Annotated in this window: 22 protein-coding genes and 1 pseudogene; 9 read left to right on the forward strand and 14 right to left on the reverse strand. The window is 59.0% G+C overall.

The window, feature by feature from the left end:
* Nucleotides 1–47: 47 nt before the first annotated feature.
* From K5K89_RS23350 to K5K89_RS23360, 3 genes are all read right to left on the reverse strand, one after another.
* Nucleotides 48–269, reverse strand: a complete 222-nt coding sequence (locus K5K89_RS23350; protein ID WP_003209804.1) for an FmdB family zinc ribbon protein — start codon at nucleotides 267–269, stop codon at nucleotides 48–50.
* A gap of 163 nt (nucleotides 270–432) precedes the next feature.
* Entirely contained in the window at nucleotides 433–777 is a 345-nt protein-coding gene (locus K5K89_RS23355) for a ribbon-helix-helix domain-containing protein (protein WP_071489390.1), read from the reverse strand.
* Nucleotides 778–957: 180 nt separating this feature from the next.
* Nucleotides 958–1,431 (reverse strand): Dps family protein, encoded by a 474-nt coding sequence (locus K5K89_RS23360; protein WP_003193874.1) that lies wholly within the window; start codon nucleotides 1,429–1,431, stop codon nucleotides 958–960.
* A gap of 414 nt (nucleotides 1,432–1,845) precedes the next feature.
* Here K5K89_RS23360 and K5K89_RS28825 point away from each other — a divergent pair, with 414 nt between their 5' ends.
* The gene (locus tag K5K89_RS28825) at nucleotides 1,846–2,448 is read left to right on the forward strand and encodes a cold-shock protein (RefSeq protein WP_058423272.1); all 603 of its coding nucleotides are present in this window, start codon (nucleotides 1,846–1,848) and stop codon (nucleotides 2,446–2,448) included.
* 68 nt (nucleotides 2,449–2,516) lie between these two features.
* Here the strand turns inward: K5K89_RS28825 and K5K89_RS23370 are convergent, their stop codons facing one another.
* Both K5K89_RS23370 and K5K89_RS23375 read right to left on the reverse strand, forming a co-directional pair.
* On the reverse strand, nucleotides 2,517–2,723 hold the full coding sequence (locus tag K5K89_RS23370) for a SlyX family protein (RefSeq protein ID WP_015885618.1): 207 nt from the start codon (nucleotides 2,721–2,723) through the stop codon (nucleotides 2,517–2,519).
* Nucleotides 2,724–2,726: 3 nt separating this feature from the next.
* Nucleotides 2,727–3,152 (reverse strand): HIT domain-containing protein, encoded by a 426-nt coding sequence (locus K5K89_RS23375; protein WP_071489388.1) that lies wholly within the window; start codon nucleotides 3,150–3,152, stop codon nucleotides 2,727–2,729.
* Nucleotides 3,153–3,897: 745 nt separating this feature from the next.
* On the opposite strand from K5K89_RS23375, the gene K5K89_RS23380 reads away from it, so the two are divergent.
* Complete coding sequence (locus K5K89_RS23380; protein WP_222540345.1) at nucleotides 3,898–5,178, forward strand: OprD family porin; 1,281 nt, start codon at nucleotides 3,898–3,900, stop codon at nucleotides 5,176–5,178.
* A 191-nt stretch (nucleotides 5,179–5,369) separates the two neighbouring features.
* Here K5K89_RS23380 and K5K89_RS23385 read toward each other — a convergent pair whose 3' ends face one another.
* Nucleotides 5,370–6,212 carry a mechanosensitive ion channel family protein gene (locus tag K5K89_RS23385; RefSeq protein ID WP_092246869.1) on the reverse strand — a complete coding sequence of 281 codons (843 nt, stop codon included), beginning with the start codon at nucleotides 6,210–6,212 and terminating at the stop codon, nucleotides 5,370–5,372.
* A 135-nt stretch (nucleotides 6,213–6,347) separates the two neighbouring features.
* On the reverse strand, nucleotides 6,348–6,833 hold the full coding sequence (locus K5K89_RS23390; protein WP_071489385.1) for a YajQ family cyclic di-GMP-binding protein: 486 nt from the start codon (nucleotides 6,831–6,833) through the stop codon (nucleotides 6,348–6,350).
* Nucleotides 6,834–6,956: 123 nt separating this feature from the next.
* On the opposite strand from K5K89_RS23390, the gene K5K89_RS23395 reads away from it, so the two are divergent.
* From K5K89_RS23395 to K5K89_RS23405, 3 genes are read left to right on the forward strand one after another with little or no spacing between them, the layout of a single operon-like run.
* On the forward strand, nucleotides 6,957–7,874 hold the full coding sequence (locus tag K5K89_RS23395) for a putative 2-dehydropantoate 2-reductase (RefSeq protein WP_222540346.1): 918 nt from the start codon (nucleotides 6,957–6,959) through the stop codon (nucleotides 7,872–7,874).
* Nucleotides 7,875–7,920: 46 nt separating this feature from the next.
* A complete protein-coding gene (locus tag K5K89_RS23400) occupies nucleotides 7,921–9,957 on the forward strand; it encodes a sensor histidine kinase (protein WP_071489383.1) in 2,037 nt (678 codons plus the stop codon).
* Between the two features lie 2 nt (nucleotides 9,958–9,959).
* The gene (locus tag K5K89_RS23405; protein ID WP_071489382.1) at nucleotides 9,960–10,538 is read left to right on the forward strand and encodes a cob(I)yrinic acid a,c-diamide adenosyltransferase; all 579 of its coding nucleotides are present in this window, start codon (nucleotides 9,960–9,962) and stop codon (nucleotides 10,536–10,538) included.
* Nucleotides 10,539–10,665: 127 nt separating this feature from the next.
* On the opposite strand, the gene K5K89_RS23410 is transcribed toward K5K89_RS23405, so the two are convergent.
* From K5K89_RS23410 to secA, 3 genes are all read right to left on the reverse strand, one after another.
* Nucleotides 10,666–11,610 (reverse strand): Nudix family hydrolase, encoded by a 945-nt coding sequence (locus K5K89_RS23410; RefSeq protein WP_071489381.1) that lies wholly within the window; start codon nucleotides 11,608–11,610, stop codon nucleotides 10,666–10,668.
* Between the two features lie 13 nt (nucleotides 11,611–11,623).
* Complete coding sequence (gene argJ / locus K5K89_RS23415; protein WP_071489380.1) at nucleotides 11,624–12,841, reverse strand: bifunctional glutamate N-acetyltransferase/amino-acid acetyltransferase ArgJ; 1,218 nt, start codon at nucleotides 12,839–12,841, stop codon at nucleotides 11,624–11,626.
* A 123-nt stretch (nucleotides 12,842–12,964) separates the two neighbouring features.
* Nucleotides 12,965–15,700, reverse strand: coding sequence for a preprotein translocase subunit SecA (secA, locus tag K5K89_RS23420; protein ID WP_071489379.1), 2,736 nt, complete (start codon nucleotides 15,698–15,700; stop codon nucleotides 12,965–12,967).
* 303 nt (nucleotides 15,701–16,003) lie between these two features.
* On the opposite strand from secA, the gene K5K89_RS23425 reads away from it, so the two are divergent.
* The gene (locus K5K89_RS23425) at nucleotides 16,004–16,459 is read left to right on the forward strand and encodes a DUF721 domain-containing protein (RefSeq protein WP_071489378.1); all 456 of its coding nucleotides are present in this window, start codon (nucleotides 16,004–16,006) and stop codon (nucleotides 16,457–16,459) included.
* A gap of 4 nt (nucleotides 16,460–16,463) precedes the next feature.
* On the opposite strand, the gene K5K89_RS23430 is transcribed toward K5K89_RS23425, so the two are convergent.
* Nucleotides 16,464–17,942 (reverse strand): helicase HerA-like domain-containing protein, encoded by a 1,479-nt coding sequence (locus K5K89_RS23430; RefSeq protein WP_222540347.1) that lies wholly within the window; start codon nucleotides 17,940–17,942, stop codon nucleotides 16,464–16,466.
* Between the two features lie 204 nt (nucleotides 17,943–18,146).
* Here K5K89_RS23430 and K5K89_RS29065 point away from each other — a divergent pair.
* Nucleotides 18,147–19,178 (forward strand): annotated as a pseudogene (locus tag K5K89_RS29065) (cache domain-containing protein); the annotation flags it as partial.
* A 93-nt stretch (nucleotides 19,179–19,271) separates the two neighbouring features.
* Nucleotides 19,272–20,036, forward strand: a complete 765-nt coding sequence (locus tag K5K89_RS29070; RefSeq protein WP_371322068.1) for a methyl-accepting chemotaxis protein — start codon at nucleotides 19,272–19,274, stop codon at nucleotides 20,034–20,036.
* On the opposite strand, the gene K5K89_RS23440 is transcribed toward K5K89_RS29070, so the two are convergent.
* Together K5K89_RS23440 and purU are read right to left on the reverse strand one after the other, a co-directional pair.
* Complete coding sequence (locus K5K89_RS23440) at nucleotides 20,037–20,207, reverse strand: hypothetical protein (protein ID WP_165447918.1); 171 nt, start codon at nucleotides 20,205–20,207, stop codon at nucleotides 20,037–20,039.
* A gap of 86 nt (nucleotides 20,208–20,293) precedes the next feature.
* Entirely contained in the window at nucleotides 20,294–21,142 is an 849-nt protein-coding gene (gene purU, locus K5K89_RS23445) for a formyltetrahydrofolate deformylase (RefSeq protein WP_071489376.1), read from the reverse strand.
* 351 nt (nucleotides 21,143–21,493) lie between these two features.
* On the opposite strand from purU, the gene mvaT reads away from it, so the two are divergent.
* On the forward strand, nucleotides 21,494–21,868 hold the full coding sequence (gene mvaT / locus K5K89_RS23450; RefSeq protein WP_016970296.1) for a histone-like nucleoid-structuring protein MvaT: 375 nt from the start codon (nucleotides 21,494–21,496) through the stop codon (nucleotides 21,866–21,868).
* Between the two features lie 88 nt (nucleotides 21,869–21,956).
* Here the strand turns inward: mvaT and sbcB are convergent, their stop codons facing one another.
* Nucleotides 21,957–23,384: an exodeoxyribonuclease I gene (sbcB, locus tag K5K89_RS23455; protein WP_222540349.1), complete on the reverse strand. Its 1,428-nt coding sequence runs from the start codon at nucleotides 23,382–23,384 to the stop codon at nucleotides 21,957–21,959.
* Nucleotides 23,385–23,551: the final 167 nt, after the last annotated feature.

A 23,551-nucleotide genomic window follows, 5' to 3' on the forward strand; every position in this document is an offset into this window, starting at 1 on the left:
TTAAAGCAGGGGACGGATAATGCAGGAGCCTGCGCGTAGAGTTCAACTCAGTCTGCTTTGTCGCCGCCGGCCAGGTTCTTCTTCGAGCCGGTCTTGAAGTCGGTCTCGTACCAGCCGTTGCCGCTCAAGCGGAAGCCCGGCATGGACAACATCTTCTTGAGCTCCGGCGCCTGGCAGGCTGGGCAATCGACCAACGGCGCTGCGCTGATCTTCTGAATGGCTTCCAACTGATGACCGCAGGAAGCACATTGGTAGTCGTACATGGGCATGGCGATGTCTCGGCGATTTCGTTACTGCGCCACGCCTGCCCTACGGGTCCGCAGCATGCGTAGCAAAGCGCGGGATTATATCTGGTAAATCGAGGCAGCGCAGCCGGCATTCTGCCCAGGGCCCTGCCCGCCATGATGGAGGGCCGGCCCCGAAGCCCGGTGGCTATCCTGGTGAGCACGCAGGGTCAAAACGCCCTTTGAGGACATGAACCACGCACACCACCCTGACCAACCCACTGAAGTTCTTCACACCGCCATAACGCAAGTGTACTTCTCGATCGACATAAGACAGCAACGCACTGACTGAACAGGCATTGATCCTGGCGATTTCCGTGAGGATATTCCAATAGATCTGCTCCAGTCGCAGGCAAGTGGAAAACCCATTGAGCCTCACCGACCGGGACAGCGGCTTGGCCAGCCCCATATCGAACCCTTTTGCAAAAGGGTCGATCTTTATCCTATGGAAACCACCGGTTTCCATCACTCCATTACCCACTCCGCGTGACATACACCTGACACTCCATTGCCAAACAACCGCCCATGGGTGATCCCATTGGGCAATCACCCTATAAAACAGCAGGGAGAGGCAAGCAGCCAGAAGACGCGGAGTTGATCGGCGTAGGACAACGCCAGGAAATGCGCGGAAACAAGCGAGCGGCGCCAGGGCGGCGCCACTCAAGGCCAGTGTTTACTGATTTTCAAGCAGGGAACGCAGCATCCACGCGGTTTTCTCATGCACCTGCATACGCTGAGTCAGCAGGTCGGCCGTCGGCTCATCGCTGACCTTGTCGAGCAGCGGGAAGATACCGCGCGCGGTGCGGGTGACCGCTTCCTGGCCAGCCACCAACTGCTTGATCATCTCTTCGGCACTGGGCACGCCCTCTTCTTCCTTGATGGAAGAAAGACGGGCATAGATGGAGTAGGCGCCCGGCGCAGGAAAACCCAGGGCACGGATACGCTCGGCAATGGAGTCCACGGCCAGGGCCAGTTCGTTGTACTGCTCTTCGAACATCAAGTGCAGCGTGCGGAACATGGGGCCCGTGACGTTCCAATGGAAGTTGTGGGTTTTCAGATACAGAACATAGGTATCGGAAAGCAGTCGCGAAAGCCCGTCGACGATGGATTTACGATCTTCTTCACTGATACCGATATCGATTGCCATGTTTATCCCCTTCAATTGACAAGCATTCATTGATCAGGTGCAGGACCACTCTAGCAAGAGTGCCGGTGATGCGCAGCCCGGCGCGGCAATTCGCCCCGATGCGCCCTGCCGACCGGGGCAGCCCAAGCCTTTGAGGCAGGTAGGAAATTTCTCTGCTGGCCGTTTGAAAAACCTGCACGTGTCTAGGACAAGCGTTTGCTGCAGAAATGCCATCGCCCTTGCAATACCCCGAAATGCTTGATTTGAGTAGGCACAGCCTTTGCTGTTAAATAGACAGCGTGTCGTCGCCGTTACTTTCTGCGGCAGCGACATAGGCTGATACCCCGCGCACGTGCCCAACGCCTCCCATTGTTCAGAAGCGAACCGTGCCAGTCAGCTCTTCCTTGTGATCCGTCTTAACGTGAGTTAATCAAAATGTTGAAAATCGTCCACCTGCTAACGGGCGTTGCAGCTTTGCTGCTGTCCTTTATCCCGAGCCTGCAGCCTGAAAGCCTGCCGTATCTGGAACAACACGACGCTCTGTACCTGGCCATGTTCGGCCTTCTTAACCTGACGCTGGCACCGGTGATCCCTTACTGGAACAAAGGCCCGCGACATCAACTGCAAAACCTGGTCAGCGCGCTGCTGGTACTGACCGTTGTCGTACAAACCCTCACCCTCCTGGCACCCATGCCTGAAGTCGGCGGCCACCCGGCCATCCTGCTCAGCCTGGTGATCGCTGTGGTCGCCATCGTTCTTCACCTGGCCATCAGCTTCTACCGTTCGTCCCCTGCGGCCTCGTCGCAAACCTACGACATGACCAATCGGGATACCGGTACCGTCAAGTGGTTCAACACATCCAAAGGCTTCGGCTTTATTTCCCGTGATTCGGGCGACGATATTTTCGTCCACTTCCGGGCCATTCGCGGCGAAGGCCATCGCGTCCTGGTGGAAGGCCAGCGCGTGGAGTTCTCCGTGATGAATCGCGACAAAGGCCTGCAGGCCGAAGACGTGATCGCTGCACTGCCGCGCCGCTGATACCTGCGTTCGCAGCAAAAAAACCGCGATCCAGCCTGGCTGGGTCGCGGTTTTTTTATGCGTGGCTATCAATAGTGAGGCGGCGGCGCTTCTTCTTCGGAGGTTTCGAATTGGCCGCCCATTTCTTCCTGGCGCTTGAGCAGCGCAGTCATCTGCAATTGCAGGCGCTCTACAGCACGCTGCTGCGTGACGAGGATGTCATTGAGGGTCTCGATGGTGTCGTCCTGGAAGGCCAGGCGGCTTTCCAGGTCGGTGACGCGGTCTTGCAGGTCCATGATTCAGCCCTGGTTGAAAATGAAGTCGGCAGGCAACAGCTCGCGCAGACGGGCGCGGATGGCAGCGACTTGCTCATCGGTGTAAGGCTGCGCCGGATGCTTGCCCCATACCGGCGCCGGCCAGGCAGCATCGTCGCGCTTGCGCACGATCACATGCACGTGCAATTGGCTGACCACATTGCCCAGGGCGCCGATGTTCATCTTGTCGGCGGCCAAGCCTTCATTCAGCAACTGGGCCAGGGCAGTCGTCTCTTGCCACAAACGCTGCTGGTCGGCGACATCCAGTTGAAACACTTCGCTGATAGCGTTGATGCGTGGCACCAGGATGAACCACGGGTAGTTTGAGTCATTGGACAGCAGCAGGCGGCACAGCGGGAAGTCCCCGATGACCAGTGTGTCTTGTTGCAGGCGTTGATCTAGGGCGAACACCGCGGGCACTCCGTTCGGCAAGTCAGGTTCAGGCGCCCAGCATACCTTCGAATGCGCACGGCTTCACGGCGAATGCAGGAAAGCGCCGGCGCCAGTGATGAAAAAACATGCACTCTTTCGAGGCGGTCGAATATTTGAGCTACGCTAAACCGGGCCTCACCGGGACGCACCAAAATGACCCACTTGTGCCTCAAAGGGATCCGCCAATTACCCACTCATGAGGGTGAACCGGTAACGTTTTTCCCGCGCACAGGTTTTATGTACCACCGAACAGGGGTAACACAGCCGCGTCAAGCCCAAACCAAACGGTGTAAAAAGCCCGTACTTATGCGGTTTTTACAGGGGCGGAACGGTTTTCACGAAAAAATGACATTCGGTTACCGCTTTGTGCACGCTTGTTGCATTGACACCTGCATCGTCGGCAACGACACCCGATTGGAAGCAGGTGTTTCGCGATAAAGAACAGCAGCGTTTCAATGCGTATCAAGGAAGCGTTCAAACTTTGAAAAGGGTTTGGAAACAGTATTGAAGTTGTCAGTCCGGTTACAACAGGACTGTGGATTTGCGACATGGAGCTAGCAATTTACGACAGCCTCGTAAAGAAGCTGAAAGGATAGATGGGTAAGTATCGTCAATAGGGTCTGCGTGATATAACTTTGCGCCGACACATAAAAGAAAGAGCCGCCCAGATAAAAATACAGGTGGGACGGCAGTACTCTTCCTAAAACCAAAGGAGCAAATCACGATGCGCGTGATGAAGTGGAGCATGATCGCCCTGGCTGTTTCAGCAGGCACCTCGCAGTTCGCAATGGCGTCCGCCCAGGACGATTCCAAGGGCTTTGTTGAAGACAGCACTTTCAGCATCAATACTCGCGCTCTGTACTTCAGCCGCGACTTCCGCAATAACCCGTCGGGTCCAGGCACGAAAAGTCGTGCGGAAGAAACCGGCCTGGGCTTCAACGCCCTGTACGAGTCGGGCTTCACCCAGGGTACTATCGGCGTCGGCGTCGACGTGATCGGCCTGCTGGGCGTCAAACTCGACAGCGGCAAGGGTCGTGCGGGAACCGGCCTGTTCCCAACCGGTTCCGATGGTCGTTCGCAGGACGACTACTCCAAAGGCGGCGGTGCCGTTAAGTTCCGTATTTCCAATACGGTCCTGAAAATCGGTGACCAGTACACCACAGCTCCTGTGTTCGCTTCCGACGACAGCCGCTTGCTGCCAGAACTGCCACAAGGTATCTCGATCACCAGCAACGAGATCAAGGGCCTGAAGCTGGAAGGCGGTCACTTCACTTCCAGCATCGCGCAGAACCAGACCTACCATGACAGCCTGGGCCTGACCAAAACCGACTTTGTCGGTGGCGTCTACTCCTTCACCCCTGAGTTCACCGGTAGCCTGTACTACGCGAAAACCGAAGACTACTTCCGCAAGTACTACAGCAACCTGAACTGGACCCATGCGCTGAGCGACGATCAGTCCTTCGCCTTGGACTTCAACATTTACGACACCAAAAGCGATGGTGCGGGCCTGCAACGTGCCGAGAAAGATGGCACGACCAAGCTCGACAACCGTGCGTTCAGCCTGCAGGGCGCTTACACCATCGGTGCCCACACCTTTACCCTGGCAGCCCAGAAAGTCACCGGCGACGGCGACTACGGCTACGGCGTAGACGGCGGCGGCACGGTATTCCTGGCCAACTCCATCGCCCGTTCCGACTTCAACGCCGAAGGCGAGAAGTCCTATCAGGCTCGCTACGACATCAACATGGCGACCTTTGGCATTCCTGGCCTGAGCTTCATGACTCGTTACGTCACCGGTAGCGGCGCCAATACCGCAACCACATCGAACGGTAAAGAGTGGGAACGCGATATCGAAGCCAAGTACGTGATCCAAAGCGGCCCGGCAAAAAACCTGAGTCTGCGTTTGCGTCAAGCGACTTATCGTTCGGGTGATGGCGTTTACTACGGTTCGCCTTCGATCGACGAACTGCGCCTGATCGCGAACTACCCGCTGAACATCTTGTAATTGATCGTTTGATTACAACGATGACTTAAGGCCTCGGCCTTAAATAAAAAGCCGCTCCTTTTTTAACAAGGGAGCGGCTTTTTTATGGCTGTAATGTTTCAGCACAGAAATAACTAGCAAGCTAACTAACGAGATTAACACTTGCACCTTGAACCTGACCTATCGGCCAAGTTCAAGACGATAACCTCAAATTACTTGGCAGCTGTTTCCTGCATCACACGAATAACCCGCTGCGGAAATGGAATATCAATCCCCGCCGCTTTCAAACGGTCACGCGCCAGTTCATTCAACATGAACATCACATCCCAATAATCCGCCGTCTTGGTCCAGCAACGCAGGGAAACGGTGATCGAACTGTCGCCCAAAGTCGAAACCACCGCCACGGCGGCCGGATCGGCCAGTACGCGCGGATCCTTCGCCAGCTCCAGCAGCACTTCACGGGCTTTCTGCAGGTCGGCTTCATAGTCCACACCCACATCAAACACCACCTTGCGGGTCGGCTGGCGGTTGGTGTTGGTGATCAGGCCGTTGGACAGGCTGCCGTTAGGGATGATCACGGTCTTGTTGTCGCCGGTGCGCAGCACGGTGTGGAAGATCTGGATGCTGTCGACGGTACCCGAGGTGCCCTGGGCTTCGATCCAGTCACCAATGCGGAACGGGCGGAACAGCAGAATCAGCACGCCGCCGGCAAAGTTCGCCAGGCTGCCTTGCAAGGCCAGGCCGATGGCCAGGGTGGCGGCACCAATCGCGGCTACGAACGAGGTGGTTGCCACGCCGATCATCGAGGCCACGTTGACCACCAGCATGACTTTGAGCGCAATGTTCGCCAGGCTGGTAATGAAGTGTTGCAGGGCCAGGTCGGCATTGCGCATTGCCAGCAAACGTCCCACGCGGTGGGTCAACACGTTGATCAGCCACCAACCGATGGCCAGGGTGACCACCGCCAGCAAAAACCGGCTGCCGTATTCCATGATCATCGGCAGCCACGACTCTGAGGTCTTGATCAGGTGATCCACTTCAGCATTGAAATCCATCTACATTCTCCTGGTTACCGGATGTTCGGCGTATCGAGTGGCCATAAATGCAATTGAGCCCCGGAGGGCTCAATAGTAGGCGCAGGTTGTGGGGCGTGGGACGTCAAAAACGCCCACAGGTTCCCCAATGTGCCATCAGTCGCGGAAGTTATTGAACTGCAGCGGCATGTCGAAGGTCTTGGCGCGCAGGGCCGCGATGGCTTCTTGCAGGTCGTCACGCTTCTTGCCGGTAACGCGTACCTGTTCACCCTGGATCGCGGCCTGGACTTTCAGCTTGGCGTCCTTGATGTGGGCGACGATCTTCTTCGCCAGCTCCTTGTCGATGCCTTCCTTGAGTACGGCTTCCTGCTTCATCAGTTTGCCGGAGGCGTAGGCGTCCTTGACTTCAAGGCACTGCACATCGATCTTGCGCTTGACCAGCGACAGCTTGAGGATCTCGATCATCGCTTCCAGCTGGAAATCGGCTTCAGCGGTCAGGTTGACGGTCAGCTCTTTTTCCTTGAATTCGAAGCTGCCCTTGCCTTTCAAGTCATAGCGGCGATCCAGCTCCTTGACGGCGTTCTCGACGGCGTTGGTGACTTCGTGTTTGTCCAGTTCGGATACCACGTCGAACGAAGGCATGTCATATCTCCAATATAAGGGGCGGGCTCAGTAGAGATGGAGCGCGCCCAAGCTAAAATGCCGGGGCATTATAGCGGTTCTTTCGTCCCGTTCGCTGCGGGCGACCCTACGGAGCAAAAACTGATGTCGACCACCTGGCATATTCTCGGCGCCGGCAGCCTGGGCACCCTTTGGGCCACTCGCCTGGCGCGCGCTGGCGTGCCCGTACGGTTGATCCTGCGCGATGAAGCGCGCTTGGCCAGTTATCAGGCAGCCAAGGGGCTGACCCTGGTGGAACAAGGTGTAGAACACACCTACCCGGTGATCGGCGAAACAGCTGACAGTCCGGGGCCGATTCATCGCCTGCTGGTGGCATGCAAAGCCTACGACGCTCAAGCCGCCGTCGCACAGTTGCAACACCGCCTTGCACTGGACGCCGAACTAATCCTGTTACAGAACGGCCTGGGCAGCCAGGATGCCGTCGCCGCGCAACTGCCCCAGGCCCGCTGCATCTTCGCCTCCAGCACCGAAGGCGCGTTTCGCGACGGCGACTGGCGCGTGGTGTTCGCCGGCCATGGCTACACCTGGCTGGGCGATGCGGGCCACCCTACCCCGCCGCTGTGGCTCGACGACTTGCACGCCGCCGGCATCCCCCACGATTGGAGCACCGACATCCTCACGCGGCTCTGGCGCAAACTGGCGCTCAATTGCGCCATCAACCCGCTGACCGTGCTGTATCAGTGCCGCAATGGCGAGCTACAGGCCCACCAGTGCGAAGTCGCCACCCTGTGCGCCGAACTCGGCGAACTGCTGGAATGCTGCGGCCAGCCCGACGCCGCGCTGGACCTGCAACACGAGGTGGAACGGGTGATCCAGGCCACCGCCGCGAACTACTCCTCCATGTACCAGGACGTGGCCGCCGGCCGCCGCACCGAAATCAGCTACCTATTGGGCTATGCTTGCCAGGCGGCTGCCCGTCACCAACTGAACCTGCCGCACCTTCAACAGTTGCAAGTGCGCCTGGTCGAGCAGTTGCTTGCACGCGGATTGCCCCGCGACTGAACCACGCGCTACCCTGCCCGCCTGTCTATCACCTGGGAAAACCCTGATGCCGCTGCGCCAGCGTCTTGAAAACCTACCGGTCGGGCAGAAACTGCTGGCCGCCCTGCTGGTGCTATTGACCACCGTACTGCTGGTGGCCAACCTGACCTTTATCAGCGCCGCCTACTGGATTTCCCAGGAAAGCATGGCGCCCCAGGCCTTGCAGGCCATCGGCCGCCTGGTGTCCAACCCGGCGCTCGCCGCCGAGGCCCTCGAATCGCCGGCCAAGGCCGACGCATTGCTCAATGAACTGACCAGCTATTCGCCGCTGCGCGCCGCCGCCCTGTATGACGGCGACGGCAACCGTTTAGCGCAGATGCAACACGGTGACCGCCTGCACCTTCCCGATAACTACCGGCATATCGAGGCCTGGCGTGTCACCGAGTTTCGCAGCAACCAAGTCATCACCCTGCCTCGCGCCGGCCAACCGTCCGGGCATTTGCTGCTGGTGGCCAGCAGCGAGCTGCCAGTGGCGTTCTACACCGGCACGCTGACAGCCAGCCTGGGCATCCTGATTTTCAGCGTACTGTTGTGGCTGGTCATCGCCCGCCAGATCAAACGCCTGATCACCCGGCCGATCCACGAGCTGGAAGAACTGTCGCGCCAGGTCACCCGCGAAGAGAACTACGCCCTGCGTGCCGGTCGCGGTAACCGCGATGAAATCGGCAGCCTGGCCGAAGCCTTCAACACCATGCTGTCGCGCATCGAAGCCCGAGAGCAGCAGCTCAAGCGTGCACGGGACGACTCCCAGGCCGCGTACGACCAGGCCCAAGGCTTGGCCGAGGAGACGCGCCACACCAACCGCAAGCTGGAGCTGGAAGTCCAGGTCCGCAGCAAGATCGAGAAAAAGCTCACCGGTTTCCAGAATTACCTGAACAGCATCATCGACTCGATGCCCTCGGCCTTGATCGCCCTGGATGAACAGCTCTACGTCACCCAATGGAACCAGGAAGCCAGCGCCCTCTCCGGCACGCGCCTGGATGAAGCCCTGAATCAGCCGATCTACCTGGCCTTCCAGCCGCTCAAGCCTTACTTGCCGCAGATCAGGGCGGCGGTCGAGCAACACACGGTGGAACGCATCGAACGCGTCACCTGGTTCAAGGACGACGAAGCCAAGCACTATGCCCTCACGTTTTACCCGCTGATGGGCGGTGCCGGACGTGGCGTGGTGATCCGCATCGATGACATCACCCAGCGCCTGTCTCTGGAAGAAATGATGGTGCAGTCAGAGAAAATGCTCTCCGTCGGCGGCCTGGCCGCCGGCATGGCCCACGAGATCAACAACCCGCTGGGCGCGATCCTGCATAACGTGCAGAACATCCGCCGCCGCTTGTCCCCCGACTTGCCGAAGAACCTGGAACACGCGGAACAGGTGGGTATCGAGCTGGAGACCGTCAACCGCTACCTGCAAAGCCGCGAAGTGCCGCAGTTGCTCGACGGCATCCAGCAGGCCGGGGCGCGGGCGGCGAAGATCGTCACCCATATGCTCAGTTTCAGTCGCCGCAGCAATCGGCAGATGGCGCCTTGCGACTTGCCAGCATTGATCGACCAGGCGGTGGAGATCGCCGGTAACGATTTCGACCTGGCCATCGGCTTTGACTTCAAGGGCCAGGCGATCATCCGCCAGTTCGATCCCCAATTGGGTCCGGTGCCCGGCACCGCCAACGAACTCGAACAGGTCCTGCTCAACCTGCTGAAAAACGCAGCCCAGGCCATCCACCTGCGTGAAGACGACAGCGAACCGGGGCGCATCATCCTGCGCACCCGCCTCAACCCGCCGTGGGCGGAGATCCAGGTGGAAGACAATGGCATCGGCATGAGCGAAAACGTGCGCAAACGCACCTTCGAGCCGTTCTTCACCACCAAGGAAATCGGCCAGGGCACCGGGCTTGGACTGTCGGTGTCGTATTTCATCATCACCAACAACCACAAAGGTCAGATGGAAGTGCACTCCACCCTCGGTCAGGGCACCTGCTTTACCTTGCGCTTACCCCTGGCCGGCAGCCAGCTGCCGCCTTACGAACTCACCCAACTGGAGCAATGAACATGGGCTTTCGCCTGTCGAAAATCTACACCCGCACCGGCGACAAGGGCGAAACCGGCCTGGGCGACGGCCGCCGCGTGCCCAAGGATCACCCACGGGTGGAGGCCATTGGCGAGGTTGATACGTTGAACAGCCAGTTGGGCTTGTTACTGGCCAGCCTGGAAGAACAGAGTGGCAAACATCCGGAACTGAAGGATGTGATCGAGGTGCTTACGCCTTGCCAGCATCGCTTGTTCGACTTGGGGGGCGAGTTGGCGATGCCGGTGTACAAGGCGTTGAATGCGGCGGAAGTGGACCGGCTGGAAGCGGCGATTGACCGCTGGAATGAAGAAGTGGGACCGCTGGAGAACTTCATCCTGCCCGGAGGCTCGGCGTTGATCGCCCAGGCCCATATGTGCCGCAGCCTGGCGCGCAGTGCGGAGCGGCGGTGTCAGCAGTTGAATGCGATCGAGCCGTTGGAAGGGGTGGGGTTGGCGTATATCAATCGGTTGTCGGATTTGCTGTTTGTGGCGGCGCGGGTGATTGCAAGGCGCCAGGGCGTGGCCGAGGTTTTATGGCAGGCTGCCGCTAAACCCCACTGATTATCCAGCGCCTGATCTGACGCCTTCGCAAGCAAGCCCGCTCCCACATTTGACCGCATTCCAACGGTAGAACTCGGTCGAATGTGGGAGGGGGCTTGCCTCCCCGATAAGGCCGGTCAGAACAGCCTCAAATCTCAGGCCAGAACGCGCGAATCCCTGCGACACCTTGGGCCCCGGCCTCCCAAGCCTTCTCCCGCTCGGCGGGTCCAACCCCGCCCAACAGAAACACCGGTTTGCTGAACCCACGGATCAGCTCTGCGGCCTGCTCCCAACCCAACGGCTGCGCATCAGGATGGGTCTGGGTCGGTTGCACCGGCGACAGCGTGACAAAATCCACGTCCATCATTTCTGCCAGAGCCAATTCCTCAGCGTTATGGCAGGAAGCAGCCAGCCAGCGATCCTTCGGCAACGGGCGCCCCTTGCTGGCGTATTTGCGCAATTGCGCCGAGGTCATGTGCCAACCGGCCGCAGGAAAATCCCCCAGCCATTCAAACGGCCCCTTGAGCATCAACTGAGCCTTGCCCGCACACAGGCCCACCGCATCCACCGCAAGGTCGCGGTATTTGGGGTCGTAGCCGTTGGGCGCGCGCAGTTGCACCAGCTTGATGCCGCCAGCAATGGCTTTCTGAATACCCCGCAGTAACGTCGGGGTTTCCAGTTCGCCCGGGGTGATCAGGTACTCGGCAGGTAAACGCGCAGCCGCAACGATCGGTGCATTGGCCGCCGGGAACTCGTAGTTGAGCAGATCCCGGGGGGCCACCCACTCCAGCGGTTGCCCTTCGGCGCCATGGGGCTCACCGGTAAAAGCCGAGACTTCCCAGACATCCAGTAACACCTGCTTGTCCGGGTAGTCATGCTGCACCTTGATCAGCGGTCGCGCCGTGGTGACCTGGATGCCCAGCTCTTCCTGCAATTCGCGGGACAGTGCGCCGGCTACCGATTCATTGGCTTCCACCTTGCCGCCGGGAAACTCCCAGAGGCCGCCCTGATGCTGGGTATCGGCGCGGCGCGCCAGCAGGATTTTGCCGTCGACACCGCGGATCACCGCTGCTGCTACATGCACTCGTTTCACCGCGCTTATCCTCTTAGGTACGGTATTCCGCGTTGATCTTCACGTACTCGTGGGACAGATCGGTGGTCCAGATGGTTTCGCTGCATTCGCCGCGACCCAACTCGATGCGGATGGTGATTTCTTCCTGCTGCATCACCGCCGAACCCTGGGCTTCGGTGTAGGTTTCAGCACGGGCGCCACGGCTGGCAATGCACACATCGCCCAGGAACACATCGATCTTGCTCACGTCCAGGTCCGGCACACCGGCGCGGCCGACGGCCGCCAGGATACGGCCCCAGTTCGGGTCAGAGGCGAACAGCGCGGTCTTGATCAGTGGCGAGTGAGCCACGGTGTAACCCACGTCCAGGCATTCCTGGTGGTTAGCGCCGCCGTTGACTTCAACCGTCACGAACTTGGTCGCGCCCTCGCCGTCCCGCACGATGGCCTGCGCCACGTCCATGCACACTTCAAACACCGCCTGCTTCAACGCGGCGAACAGCGGGCCGCTGGCCTCGGTGATCTCCGGCAGGTTGGCCTGGCCGGTGGCGATCAGCATGCAGCAGTCGTTGGTCGAAGTGTCGCCATCGATGGTGATGCGGTTGAACGACTTGTTGGCGCCGTCCAGGATCAGGCTGTGCAGCACGTCGCGGGAGACTTTGGCGTCGGTGGCGATGTAGCCGAGCATGGTGGCCATGTTTGGACGGATCATGCCCGCGCCCTTGCTGATGCCGGTCACGGTGACGGTCACGCCGTCGTGCACGAACTGGCGGCTGGCGCCTTTTGGCAGGGTGTCGGTGGTCATGATGCCGGTGGCGGCGGCTGCCCAGTTATCCACAGACAGGTCGTCCAATGCGGCTTGCAGCGCGCCTTCGATTTTTTCGACGGGCAATGGCTCACCGATCACGCCGGTGGAATACGGCAGCACTTGGCTGGCGTCCACGCCGGTCAGTTGGGCCAGCTTGGCGCAGGTACGCGCCGCCGCTACCAGACCTGGCTCGCCGGTGCCAGCGTTGGCATTACCGGTGTTGGTCAGCAGGTAGCGGATGGTACCGGCCACGCGTTGCTTGGCCAGGATCACCGGCGCGGCGCAGAACGCGTTGAGGGTGAACACACCAGCAACGGTCGAGCCTTCGGCGCAACGCATCACGACCACATCCTTGCGCCCCGGGCGCTTGATGCCGGCCGAAGCGATACCGAGTTCAAAACCGGCAACCGGGTGCAACGTGGGCAAAGGACCAAGACCAACAGCCATGAATGCGCTCCTTAAAAATGGGTGATGTCTGTGCCGTCGTGAGCGACGGTGAAATTAATGGCAAAACGCCGCGACGGCAGGAGCCGGTCGCGGCGCAGGGTGTTGCAGCGTCAGGCGGAAATCTTATTCGATCTGGCCGTGGCAGTGTTTGAACTTCTTGCCCGAGCCGCACCAGCACAGCTCGTTGCGACCCAGCTTCTGTTCGTTGCGCACCGGGCTTTGAGCCAGGGCCACATCGATCTCTTCGCCCAATACCTCAGGGGCTTCCAGGCCCGGTGCTTCGTCGTGCTGGAACTGCATGCGCGCAGCCAGTGCCTCGGCTTCCTGACGCAGGCGGGCTTCTTCCTCGATCGGGTCTTCGCGACGCACCTGAACGTGGGAGAGCACACGGATGGAATCGCGCTTGATCGAATCCAGCAGTTCGGAGAACAGCGTGTACGACTCGCGCTTGTACTCCTGCTTCGGGTTCTTCTGGGCGTAACCGCGCAGGTGAATGCCGTGACGCAGGTGGTCCATGGTCGACAGGTGGTCTTTCCACAGGTCGTCCAGCACGCGCAGAACGATTTGCTTCTCGAAGGTGCGCAGTGCTTCGGCACTCGCCTGCTCTTCTTTCTCGTTGTACGCGGCCAGCAATTCGGCCATCAGTTTTTCGCGCAGGGTTTCTTCGTAAAGATGGTCGTCTTCGTCCAACCACTGCTGGACTGGCAAGTCGACACCGAAGTCGCTCTTCAACGCTGCTTCCAGGCCGGCAACATCCCACTGCTCAGGCAGGGATTGTGGCGGGATGTGTGCGCTGACGGTGGCGTTGAGCACGTCCTGGCGGAAATCGGCGATGGTCTCGCCAATGTTGTCGGCGGCCAGCAACGTGTTACGCATGTGATAGATCACTTTACGCTGTTCGTTGTTGACGTCATCGAACTCGAGCAGTTGCTTACGAATATCGAAGTTGCGGCCTTCAACCTTGCGCTGCGCCTTCTCGATGGCGTTGGTCACCATGCGGTGCTCGATCGCTTCACCGGACTGCATGCCCAGGGCCTTCATGAAGTTTTTCACGCGGTCCGAGGCGAAGATGCGCATCAGGCTGTCTTCCAGGGACAGGTAGAAGCGGCTGGAACCGGCGTCACCCTGGCGACCGGCACGGCCACGCAGCTGGTTGTCGATACGGCGCGATTCGTGACGCTCGGAAGCGATCACCTGCAGGCCGCCGGATTCCAGCACGGCCTGGTGGCGCTTCTGCCAGTCGGCCTTGATCTGGGCGATCTGCTCGGGGCTCGGGTTGTCCAGGGCCGCGACTTCCACTTCCCAGTTGCCGCCCAACAGGATGTCGGTACCACGACCCGCCATGTTGGTGGCGATGGTCAGTGCGCCCGGACGACCGGCCTGGGCGATGATCTCGGCTTCTTTTTCGTGGAACTTGGCGTTGAGGACCTTGTGCTCGATGCCTTCCTTGTTGAGCAGGTTGGACACATGCTCGGAAGTCTCGATGGTGGCGGTACCCACCAGGATCGGACGGCCCTTGGCCATGCCGTCCTTGATGTCGTTGATGATCGCCGCGTACTTCTCTTCGGCGGTCAGGAACACCAGGTCGTTGTAGTCCTTACGCGCCAGTGGCTTGTTCGGCGGGATAACCACCACCGACAGACCGTAGATCTGGTGGAATTCGAACGCTTCGGTGTCGGCCGTACCGGTCATGCCGGACAGTTTGTTGTAAAGACGGAAGTAGTTCTGGAAGGTGGTGGACGCCAACGTCTGGCTTTCAGCCTGGATGTTGAGGTGTTCCTTCGCTTCGATGGCCTGGTGCAGGCCTTCGGACAGACGGCGACCCGGCATGGTACGGCCGGTGTGCTCGTCGACCAGCACGACCTGGCCGTCCTGCACGATGTACTCGACGTTGCGATGGAACAGCTTGTGGGCACGCAGGCCGGCATACACATGGGTCAACAGGCCCAGGTTGTGCGCCGAGTACAGGCTTTCACCCTCGGCCAGCTCGCCGATCTGGGTCAGCATTTCTTCGACGAACTGGTGACCGGCTTCGTTGAGTTCGACCTGGCGGGTCTTCTCGTCGATGGTGAAGTGGCCTTCTTTGGTCACCACGCCTTCCACTTCCTCGATGTGCTGCTCCAGGCGCGGGATCAACTTGTTGATCTCGGTATACAGGCGCGAGCTGTCTTCGGCCTGGCCGGAGATGATCAGCGGGGTACGGGCTTCGTCGATGAGGATGGAGTCGACTTCGTCGATCACGGCAAAGTTGAGTTCGCGCTGGAATTTTTCTTCCATGCTGAACGCCATGTTGTCGCGCAGGTAGTCGAAACCGAATTCGTTGTTGGTGCCGTAGGTGATGTCGGCGGCATAGGCAGCGCGCTTCTCTTCCGGCGGCTGGAACGGCGTTACCACGCCGACGGTCAGGCCGAGGAATTCATAGAGCGGGCGCATCCAGTTGGCGTCGCGGCGAGCCAGGTAGTCGTTCACCGTCACCACGTGCACGCCCTTACCGGACAGTGCGTTGAGGTAAACGCCCAGGGTCGCCACCAGGGTCTTGCCTTCACCGGTGCGCATTTCGGCAATCATGCCTTCATGCAAGGTCATGCCGCCGATCAACTGGACGTCGAAGTGGCGCATGCCCATGACACGCTTACCGGCTTCACGGGCGACCGCAAAGGCTTCGGGAAGCAGTTTGTCGAGGGTTTCACCTTTGGCTATGCGGGCCTTGAACTCTTGGGTCTTGGCGCGCAATTGCTCGTCCGAAAGGGCAACCATCTGCTCTTCGAGGGCATTGACCAGCTGCACCGTCTTGAGCATGCGTTTGACTTCGCGCTCATTCTTGCTTCCAAAAAGTTTCTTTAACAAAGGCGCAAACATATCGGCAGGTTCTTCCACACATAGGGATGGAGGGCGCACCGTGAGTGGCCCGAGCAGCCCTCACGGCCGCATGCGAACGCGCATTCTACCCGGAATCGTGGGTGAGGAAAGTGGCGTTGTTCCCCGATGCTGGCATGGGGCGGTGAGAGGGCTTGTTTAAAATAAGGGCTTTTACCGGAACTTCAACCCATGGAGCGCAGAAGTTACCGATTGATTTCACGAACAAAACCCATGGATGCAGCGCCTGGGGCGTACGGGGGGTTTCTGCTAAGATGGCAGCTCTGTTACTTAAGGTGTCCAATAATGGCATTTCGCCCCTCACCAGCCCGCGCGCCTGCGGTGTTGCTTCGTGATGCCAAGCCGCTGAAAGCCATCTTCGGCCATGCGCAACGCCTGGGCCGCCTGCAACGCCTGCTTGAAAGCCAGCTGCAACCGGCCGCGCGCGAACACTGCCGCGTAGCGTCCTGGCGCGAAGGCAACCTGCTGCTAATTGTCACAGATGGCCATTGGGCGACACGTCTGCGTTATCAGCAAAAACGCCTGCAACGTCAATTGATGGCCTTTGATGAATTCGCCGGCCTGACGCGCATCCAGTTCAAGGTACAACCGCCCACCACCCTGCCTGCCGTGGTGGAGCATACTCACGACCTGTCGACGAATGCCGCCGAAACCATTCAGGCAACAGCCGACGGGATCAGTAACCCCGCCTTGCGCGCTGCACTTGAGCGGCTGGCAGCCCACGCCAGGCCCAAACCCTGAATCTCTATTTGCGCTTGCTGCCGCCTAGCAACGATCCCAACAAACCACGCACCAGTTGCCGTCCCATCTGATTGGCGGCCTGCTGCATCGCCGATTTCAGCGCCTTGCCTGCCGTGGTGCCCAGAAATGCACCGGCCCTGTCGGTGAAACTCGGCTCGTCGTTGGTCGGCCTGGTTTCTTCGGTCGGGCCAAGCGCCTTGCGTGACATCAGCACTTCGTAAGCGGACTCCCGGTCGATCGGCTTGTCATAACGCCCCTGCAGCGGCGAGCTGGCTACCAACGCGGCGCGTTCGGCTTCGCTGAGCGGCCCTATCCGTGATTGCGGCGGTGCCACCAAAACGCGCTGGACGACTTCCGGCGTGCCTTTTTCCTGCAAGGTGCCCACCAAGGCCTCACCTGTGCCCAGTTCCGTCAATACCGACAAGGCATCAAATGCAGGGTTTGGCCGAAACCCATCCGCTACGGCGCGCAGGGATTTCTGTTCCTTGGTGGTGAACGCCCGCAAGCCATGCTGGATGCGCAGGCCGAGTTGGGCCAACACGCTGTCCGGCAGGTCGCCTGGCGATTGAGTGACGAAATACACACCGACGCCTTTGGAGCGAATCAGCCGCACCACCTGTTCCAGGCGCTCCTGCAAGGCCTTGGGCGTATCGGTGAACAACAAATGAGCTTCATCAAAAAACAGTGCAAGCAGCGGCTTGTCTGCATCGCCACGCTCGGGCAGTTGCTCGAATAGCTCCGCCAACAGCCACAGCAGGAACGTCGCATACACCTTCGGTGCCTCGTGCACCAGGCGGCTGGCGTCCAGCAGATGGATGTGCCCGCGCCCATCGCTGGTGGGTTGCAGGATGTCTTCCAACTGCAGGGCCGGTTCGCCAAACAAGGCTTCAGCGCCCTGTTGCTCCAGCACCGCCAGGCGCCGCAAGAGGGCCTGGCTGGATCCGGTGGTCATCAGCGCCGCGTCTTCACCCAGTAATTCCGGGTGATAGCGCAAGTGATTAAGCAGTGCCTTGAGGTCCTTGAGGTCCAGCAACAGCAAGCCTTCACGATCCGCCACCTTGAACGCTGCGTAAAGCGCCGACTGTTGGCTGTCAGTGAGCTCCAGGAGACTACCGAGCAACAACGGGCCCATCTCGCTGATGGTGGTGCGCAATGGATGACCGGACTGCCCGTGGATATCCCACAGCGTGACCGGATAAGCCTTGGCCGTGTAGTTCAGGAAAGGCATGCCGGCGATGCGCTCGGCGACCTTGCCTTGCGGGTTCGCTGCGGCGCCCAGGCCGCAAAGGTCCCCTTTGATGTCCGCGGCAAACACCGCCACGCCGGCGTCACTGAAGGCTTCCGCCAGGCGTTGCAATGTAACGGTCTTGCCCGTGCCGGTGGCACCGGCGATCAACCCGTGGCGATTGGCCAACCGCATGGCCTGGGCGATGGGCTGGCCGGAAAGATCGGCACCGATAAGCAGTTGCGAGGAGTCAGGCATTTCGTCACCCATGGTTAATCTTTAGTGTCGCCAGGTCGATACAGGCAGATGTGAGACCCACAAAGTCTAAAAATAGGTCAGATAGTTCCTACTTGGACCACCAGAGCTACTACAAGAAGTATCACACCTTTTTTGACGCTGTCATTTTGCGCATCCCACAAGGACGCGCCTTGGATATTAAGACCTTAGCGGACCCTACAAGCCATGAATAAAAATCTGCGCTTCAGCCACAAAATCCTGCTTGCAGCCTCCCTTATCGTCATCGCGGCTTTCGCGCTGTTTACCCTCTACAACGACTACCTGCAACGCAACGCCATTCGCGACGACCTCAACAACTACCTGCATGAAATGGGCGACGTCACCGCCAGCAACATTCAAACCTGGCTGAGCGGGCGTATTGCGCTGGTGGAAAACGCCGCACAAAACATCGCCATCAACCCCGAGCCGTCTGCGGTTGCCGGCCTGTTGGAACAGAAAACCCTGACGTCCTCATTTATGGCGACCTACGTCGGCGACAGTCAGGGCGCCTTTACCATCCGCCCCGACACCAAGATGCCGGATGGTTTCGACCCGCGTGTGAGGCCCTGGTACAAGGGCGCCCAAAGCAGCAACGGCTCAACCCTGACCGAACCCTATATCGATGCGGCCACCGGCAAATTGATCATCTCCGTGGCTACCCCCAGCACTCGAGGCGCTCAGAGCATCGGCGTAGTGGGTGGCGACCTGAGCCTGCAAACCCTGGTGGATAACATTGGCGCGCTGGACTTCGGCGGCATGGGCTACGCGTTTCTGGTCAGCGCCGATGGCAAGGTACTGGTACACCCGGACAAAAACCTGGTGATGAAAACCCTGGCTGACGTTTATCCAAAAAATACACCGAAGATCAGTCCTGACTTCAGCGAAGTCGAGGCCAACGGCAAGGACAACATCGTGACCTTTACACCGATCAAGGGCCTGCCCTCGGTGAACTGGTACGTCGGTATTTCAGTAGATAAAGACAAATCCTTCGCCATGCTCAGCGAATTCCGCACTTCGGCGGTAATAGCCACGGTTATCGCCGTGGTGATCATCATTGCCCTGCTCGGCATGCTTATCCGCGTATTGATGCAACCGCTGCATGTGATGACCCGCGCCATGCAGGATATTGCCGATGGCGAAGGCGATCTGACCCGTCGCCTGACCATCCAGAATCATGATGAGTTCGGCACACTGGGTAACGCGTTCAACCGCTTCGTGGAGCGTATTCATACGTCGATCCGCGAGGTGTCCTCAGCCACCGAACTTGTGAATGAGGTAGCACTGCGGGTGGTCAGCGCGTCCAACTCGTCGATGGTCAACTCCGACGAGCAGGCCAACCGTACCAACAGTGTCGCCGCCGCCATCAATGAATTGGGCGCAGCCGCCCAGGAAATTGCGCGCAATGCCGCGCAAGCGTCCCATCAGGCCAGCGATGCGCGGCATCTGGCTGAGGACGGCCAGCAAGTGGTCGAGCGCAATATCAAGGCGATGAATCAGCTGTCAGCGATGATCAGCGCTTCCAGCAGCAATATCGAAGCGCTTAACAGCAAGACGGTGAATATTGGCCAGATTCTCGAAGTCATTACCAGTATTTCCCAGCAAACCAACCTGCTGGCGTTAAACGCTGCCATTGAAGCGGCACGTGCCGGGGAAGCGGGCCGTGGGTTTGCGGTGGTTGCCGATGAAGTGCGCAACCTGGCGCATCGCACGCAGGAATCTGCGCAGCAAGTGCAGAAGATGATCGAGGAACTGCAAGTCGGCGCCCGGGATTCGGTCAGTACCATGAGTGATAGTCAGCGCCATAGCCTCGACAGCGTGGACATCGCCAACCTGGCAGGCGAACGCCTGAACAGCGTGACCCAGCGCATCGGCGAGATCGACGGCATGAACCAGTCGGTCGCCACCGCGACTGAGGAACAGACTTCAGTGGTGGAGTCGATCAACATGGACATTACCGAGATCAACACCCTCAACCAGGAAGGGGTGGAAAACTTGCAATCCACGCTGCGAGCATGTGCCGACCTTGAGCAACAAGCGGCACGGTTGAAGCAATTGGTCGGTAGTTTCCGGATTTGATCAGCAGTCCTCAGGCTCGGACCTGGCCTGCTCTTGCTCCCACAACTCGGCGGCACCGGGAAATTCGGTGCCGTCCTCGCTGTCCAGGTCATCCGGGTCATATCGACTCAAACACCCCTCCCCCAACGTAGCGGGGGCTTTTGACGTGGCTTTGTCCAACGGATCACTCATCGCTCAATCCTCAAAGGCGCGCAAACAAAAAGGGCCTGGAACGATTTAACGCCCAGGCCCTTCATTCTTCAATCACAACAGGTCGGTCAGAACACCACTGTCTTGTTGCCGTGCACCAGCACGCGGTCTTCCAGGTGGTAGCGCAGGCCTCGGGCCAGGACCATCTTCTCGACGTCACGACCGAAACGCACCATGTCTTCAATGCTGTCGCTGTGGCTGACACGCACCACGTCCTGCTCGATGATCGGACCGGCGTCCAGCTCCTCGGTGACGTAGTGGCAAGTCGCGCCGATCAACTTCACGCCCCGCAGGGAAGCCTGGTGGTAAGGCTTGGCCCCTACGAACGACGGCAGGAAGCTGTGGTGAATGTTGATCACCTTGCCGGCGTATTCGCGGCACAGTTCCGGCGGCAGGATCTGCATGTAGCGCGCCAGCACCACAACGTCAGCCTCGTGCTGCTTGACCAGGCGGGAAACCTCGGCGAACGCCGGCTCCTTGTCCTGCGGGTTGACCGGCACGTGGTAATACGGAATGCCATGCCACTCGACCATGCTGCGCAGGTCGTCGTGGTTGGAAATCACGCAAGCGATCTCGCAGTCCAGTTCATCACTGTGCCAGCGGTGCAGCAAATCGGCCAGGCAGTGGGATTCGCGGCTGGCCATCAACACCACGCGTTTTTTCTGCTCGGTGTCGGTGATGTGCCAGGTCATCGAAAACTCTTCGGCGATCGGCGCAAACGCTTCGCGGAAGGCATCAAGACCAAAAGGCAGCGAATCGGCACGAATCTCGTGACGCATGAAGAACCAACCGCTGAGATTGTCCGAGTGATGACTCGCCTCGGTGATCCAGCCGTTGTGGGAGGCCAGAAAGTTACTGACTTTGGCAACGATGCCGACCCGGTCCGGGCAAGCAATCACCAGCCGAAAAGTGCGCATTAGGGGAAAACTCCAGAACTTCGCAAAGGCCGCCATTCTAGCGATTGCGCAGGAAAACTGCAGTACTCGTTAACGTTTATTCTGATCATCGCCCACAGCCTTGTCCCTTAATAGCCTATGGTTTTACCACTCCATATATGAGGCTGTTGCGCCACGCCAGGGCTGCTCCCGCTTTTCAAGCAGATTTATCTTAGGGTCTACGCCCTGGTAATTAACTCGAATGCATAGCATTGCTACAAACATTCAAAGTAATTCACATAAATGCGACCTTAAATGTTTACTTGGGCAAACCGCCTGACTATTATTGGGCCACTATCCCTGTCAATCAGCGCTCTACATAAGGTAGTCCACATGTCTCTGATCAACGAATACCGTGCCACCGAAGAAGCTATCAAAGAGCTGCAAGCCCGTTTGAAGAACCTGTCCCAAGACGACAAACTGCAAACCGAGCTGGAATTCGAAGGTAAATTGCGCGCCCTGATGGGTGAATACTCCAAATCCCTGCGTGACATCATTGCGCTGCTGGATCCAGAGTCGAAAGTTAAGGCTCCACGCGGCGCCGTAAAAACTACCGGTACCAAGCGTGCCCGCAAAGTCAAACAGTACAAAAACCCGCACAACGGCGAAGTGATTGAAACAAAAGGTGGCAACCACAAAACGCTGAAAGAGTGGAAAGCCAAGTGGGGCGGTGACGTAGTTGAAGGTTGGGCTACCCTGCTGGGCTAAGCCTCACCAGGCTTGCGCCTGAGCCGTTACACATAAAAAACGCCAGCTTGCTGGCGTTTTTTATTGTCTGCATAGTCTGCAAAACCGACTACAGATTCATTCTGGTTGCTAGAGAGTCCGCATACTCCTGCCATTGCTCCAGCACCTGGGACTGCAACGGTGTAGCACTTATAGCGAACTCACGCCGAGCCTGTTCAAACGCCTCAAGGGTATTCGGTGCGCCCCATTCCGGGCTCGACAAACGTTGCTGACAGAAAAGTTTCCAGCGCAGTTGCTCCTCGCTGTTCAACGTATCGGGGAAGTTGCGCGCTCGGTAGCGGAACAATAATTCAGGCAAACGCTCGTCATCAAAAGGCCACTGCTGGCGCGCTAATTGCGCAGGCTCAGCCGTTCGGACTTGTTCACATAAACGCCGGTCACGGTCTCCGATAAAACCGTCGTAAAGCTGTTGCTCAGGGTCCGAACTCGGCGTGAAGTCTTCGTGCGCGTAAATGGCCGCCAACTTATCGCGCCAAAGTTCCTGTGCGTCAGTTAGCCGCAGCGCCCGCTCCTGATAAATACTCATGTCCAAGTGCAGACGCTCACGATCTTCTGCGCGCAGCACATTCATGGGCGCCACCACGGGGCAGCGATTGATATGCACCAATTTGAGGGGGACCGGCAGTTCACCGTCGGCCAGATCGTCACGGCGGGTGTAGAGACGCTGGCGCAAGGTATCGGCATCAAGGTCCAGCAGCCCCTGCGGGTCGAGTCCAAGGTCACAGACAATCAATGCATTGCGATTACGCGGGTGCCATGCAAGCGGCAGCACCACCCCCAGGTAATGACGTTCGGCAGAAAAACGCCCGGAAATATGCACCATCGGCTGCAGCAGACGCACCTGGTCCATCACCCGTTGCTTGCTGCGCAGTTGAAACAGCCATTCATACAACTTGGGCTGTTTCTCACGTACCAGCCGAGCCAATGCAATCGTGGCACGCACATCGGATAACGCATCGTGTGCCTGGCCATGGTCGATACCATTGGCTTCGGTCAGCCGCTCCAGCTTGAGCGTGACACGCCCATCCTGCTGCGGCCATTCGATGCCCTCCGGGCGCAGGGCGTAGGCGGTGCGAACCACGTCGATCAAATCCCAGCGACTGTTACCCCCCTGCCATTCTCGTGCGTAGGGGTCGAAAAAATTTCGATAGAGGCTGTAGCGCGTCATCTCGTCATCAAACCGCAGCGTGTTGTAACCGGCGCCGCATGTACCCGGGACGGCCAGTTCAGTGTGCACCCGAGTCATGAAGTCAGCCTCGGCCAAGCCTTTTTCCGCGAGTATTGCGGGCGTGATTCCAGTGATCGCACAGGCGATGGGGTGCGGCAGGATATCGTCGCTGGGCTTGCAATAGAGATTGACCGGCGCGCCGATCTCGTTGAGTTCAAGGTCGGTACGAATTCCGGCTACCTGAAGAGGGCGATCGCTGCGCGGGTTGATGCCGGTGGTTTCATAGTCGTACCAGAAAATGGAGGTCACGGGCTGTTCCTGTACTGAAGATCGACAAAGTCTAGGCGCTGGAAGGCGTCCGCGACCAGCACCAAATACACTGTACAAACATCCAGCAAAATCTTGAGTGGTTGCTTCCATCCCCGACACTGCTAGCATCCGTGTCTTCCAGCCACTCTGCACTGCCAAGGATCGCG

Source organism: Pseudomonas sp. DR208, assembly GCF_019823005.1.
In the GTDB taxonomy this organism is placed as follows: Bacteria; Pseudomonadota; Gammaproteobacteria; order Pseudomonadales; family Pseudomonadaceae; genus Aquipseudomonas; species Aquipseudomonas extremorientalis.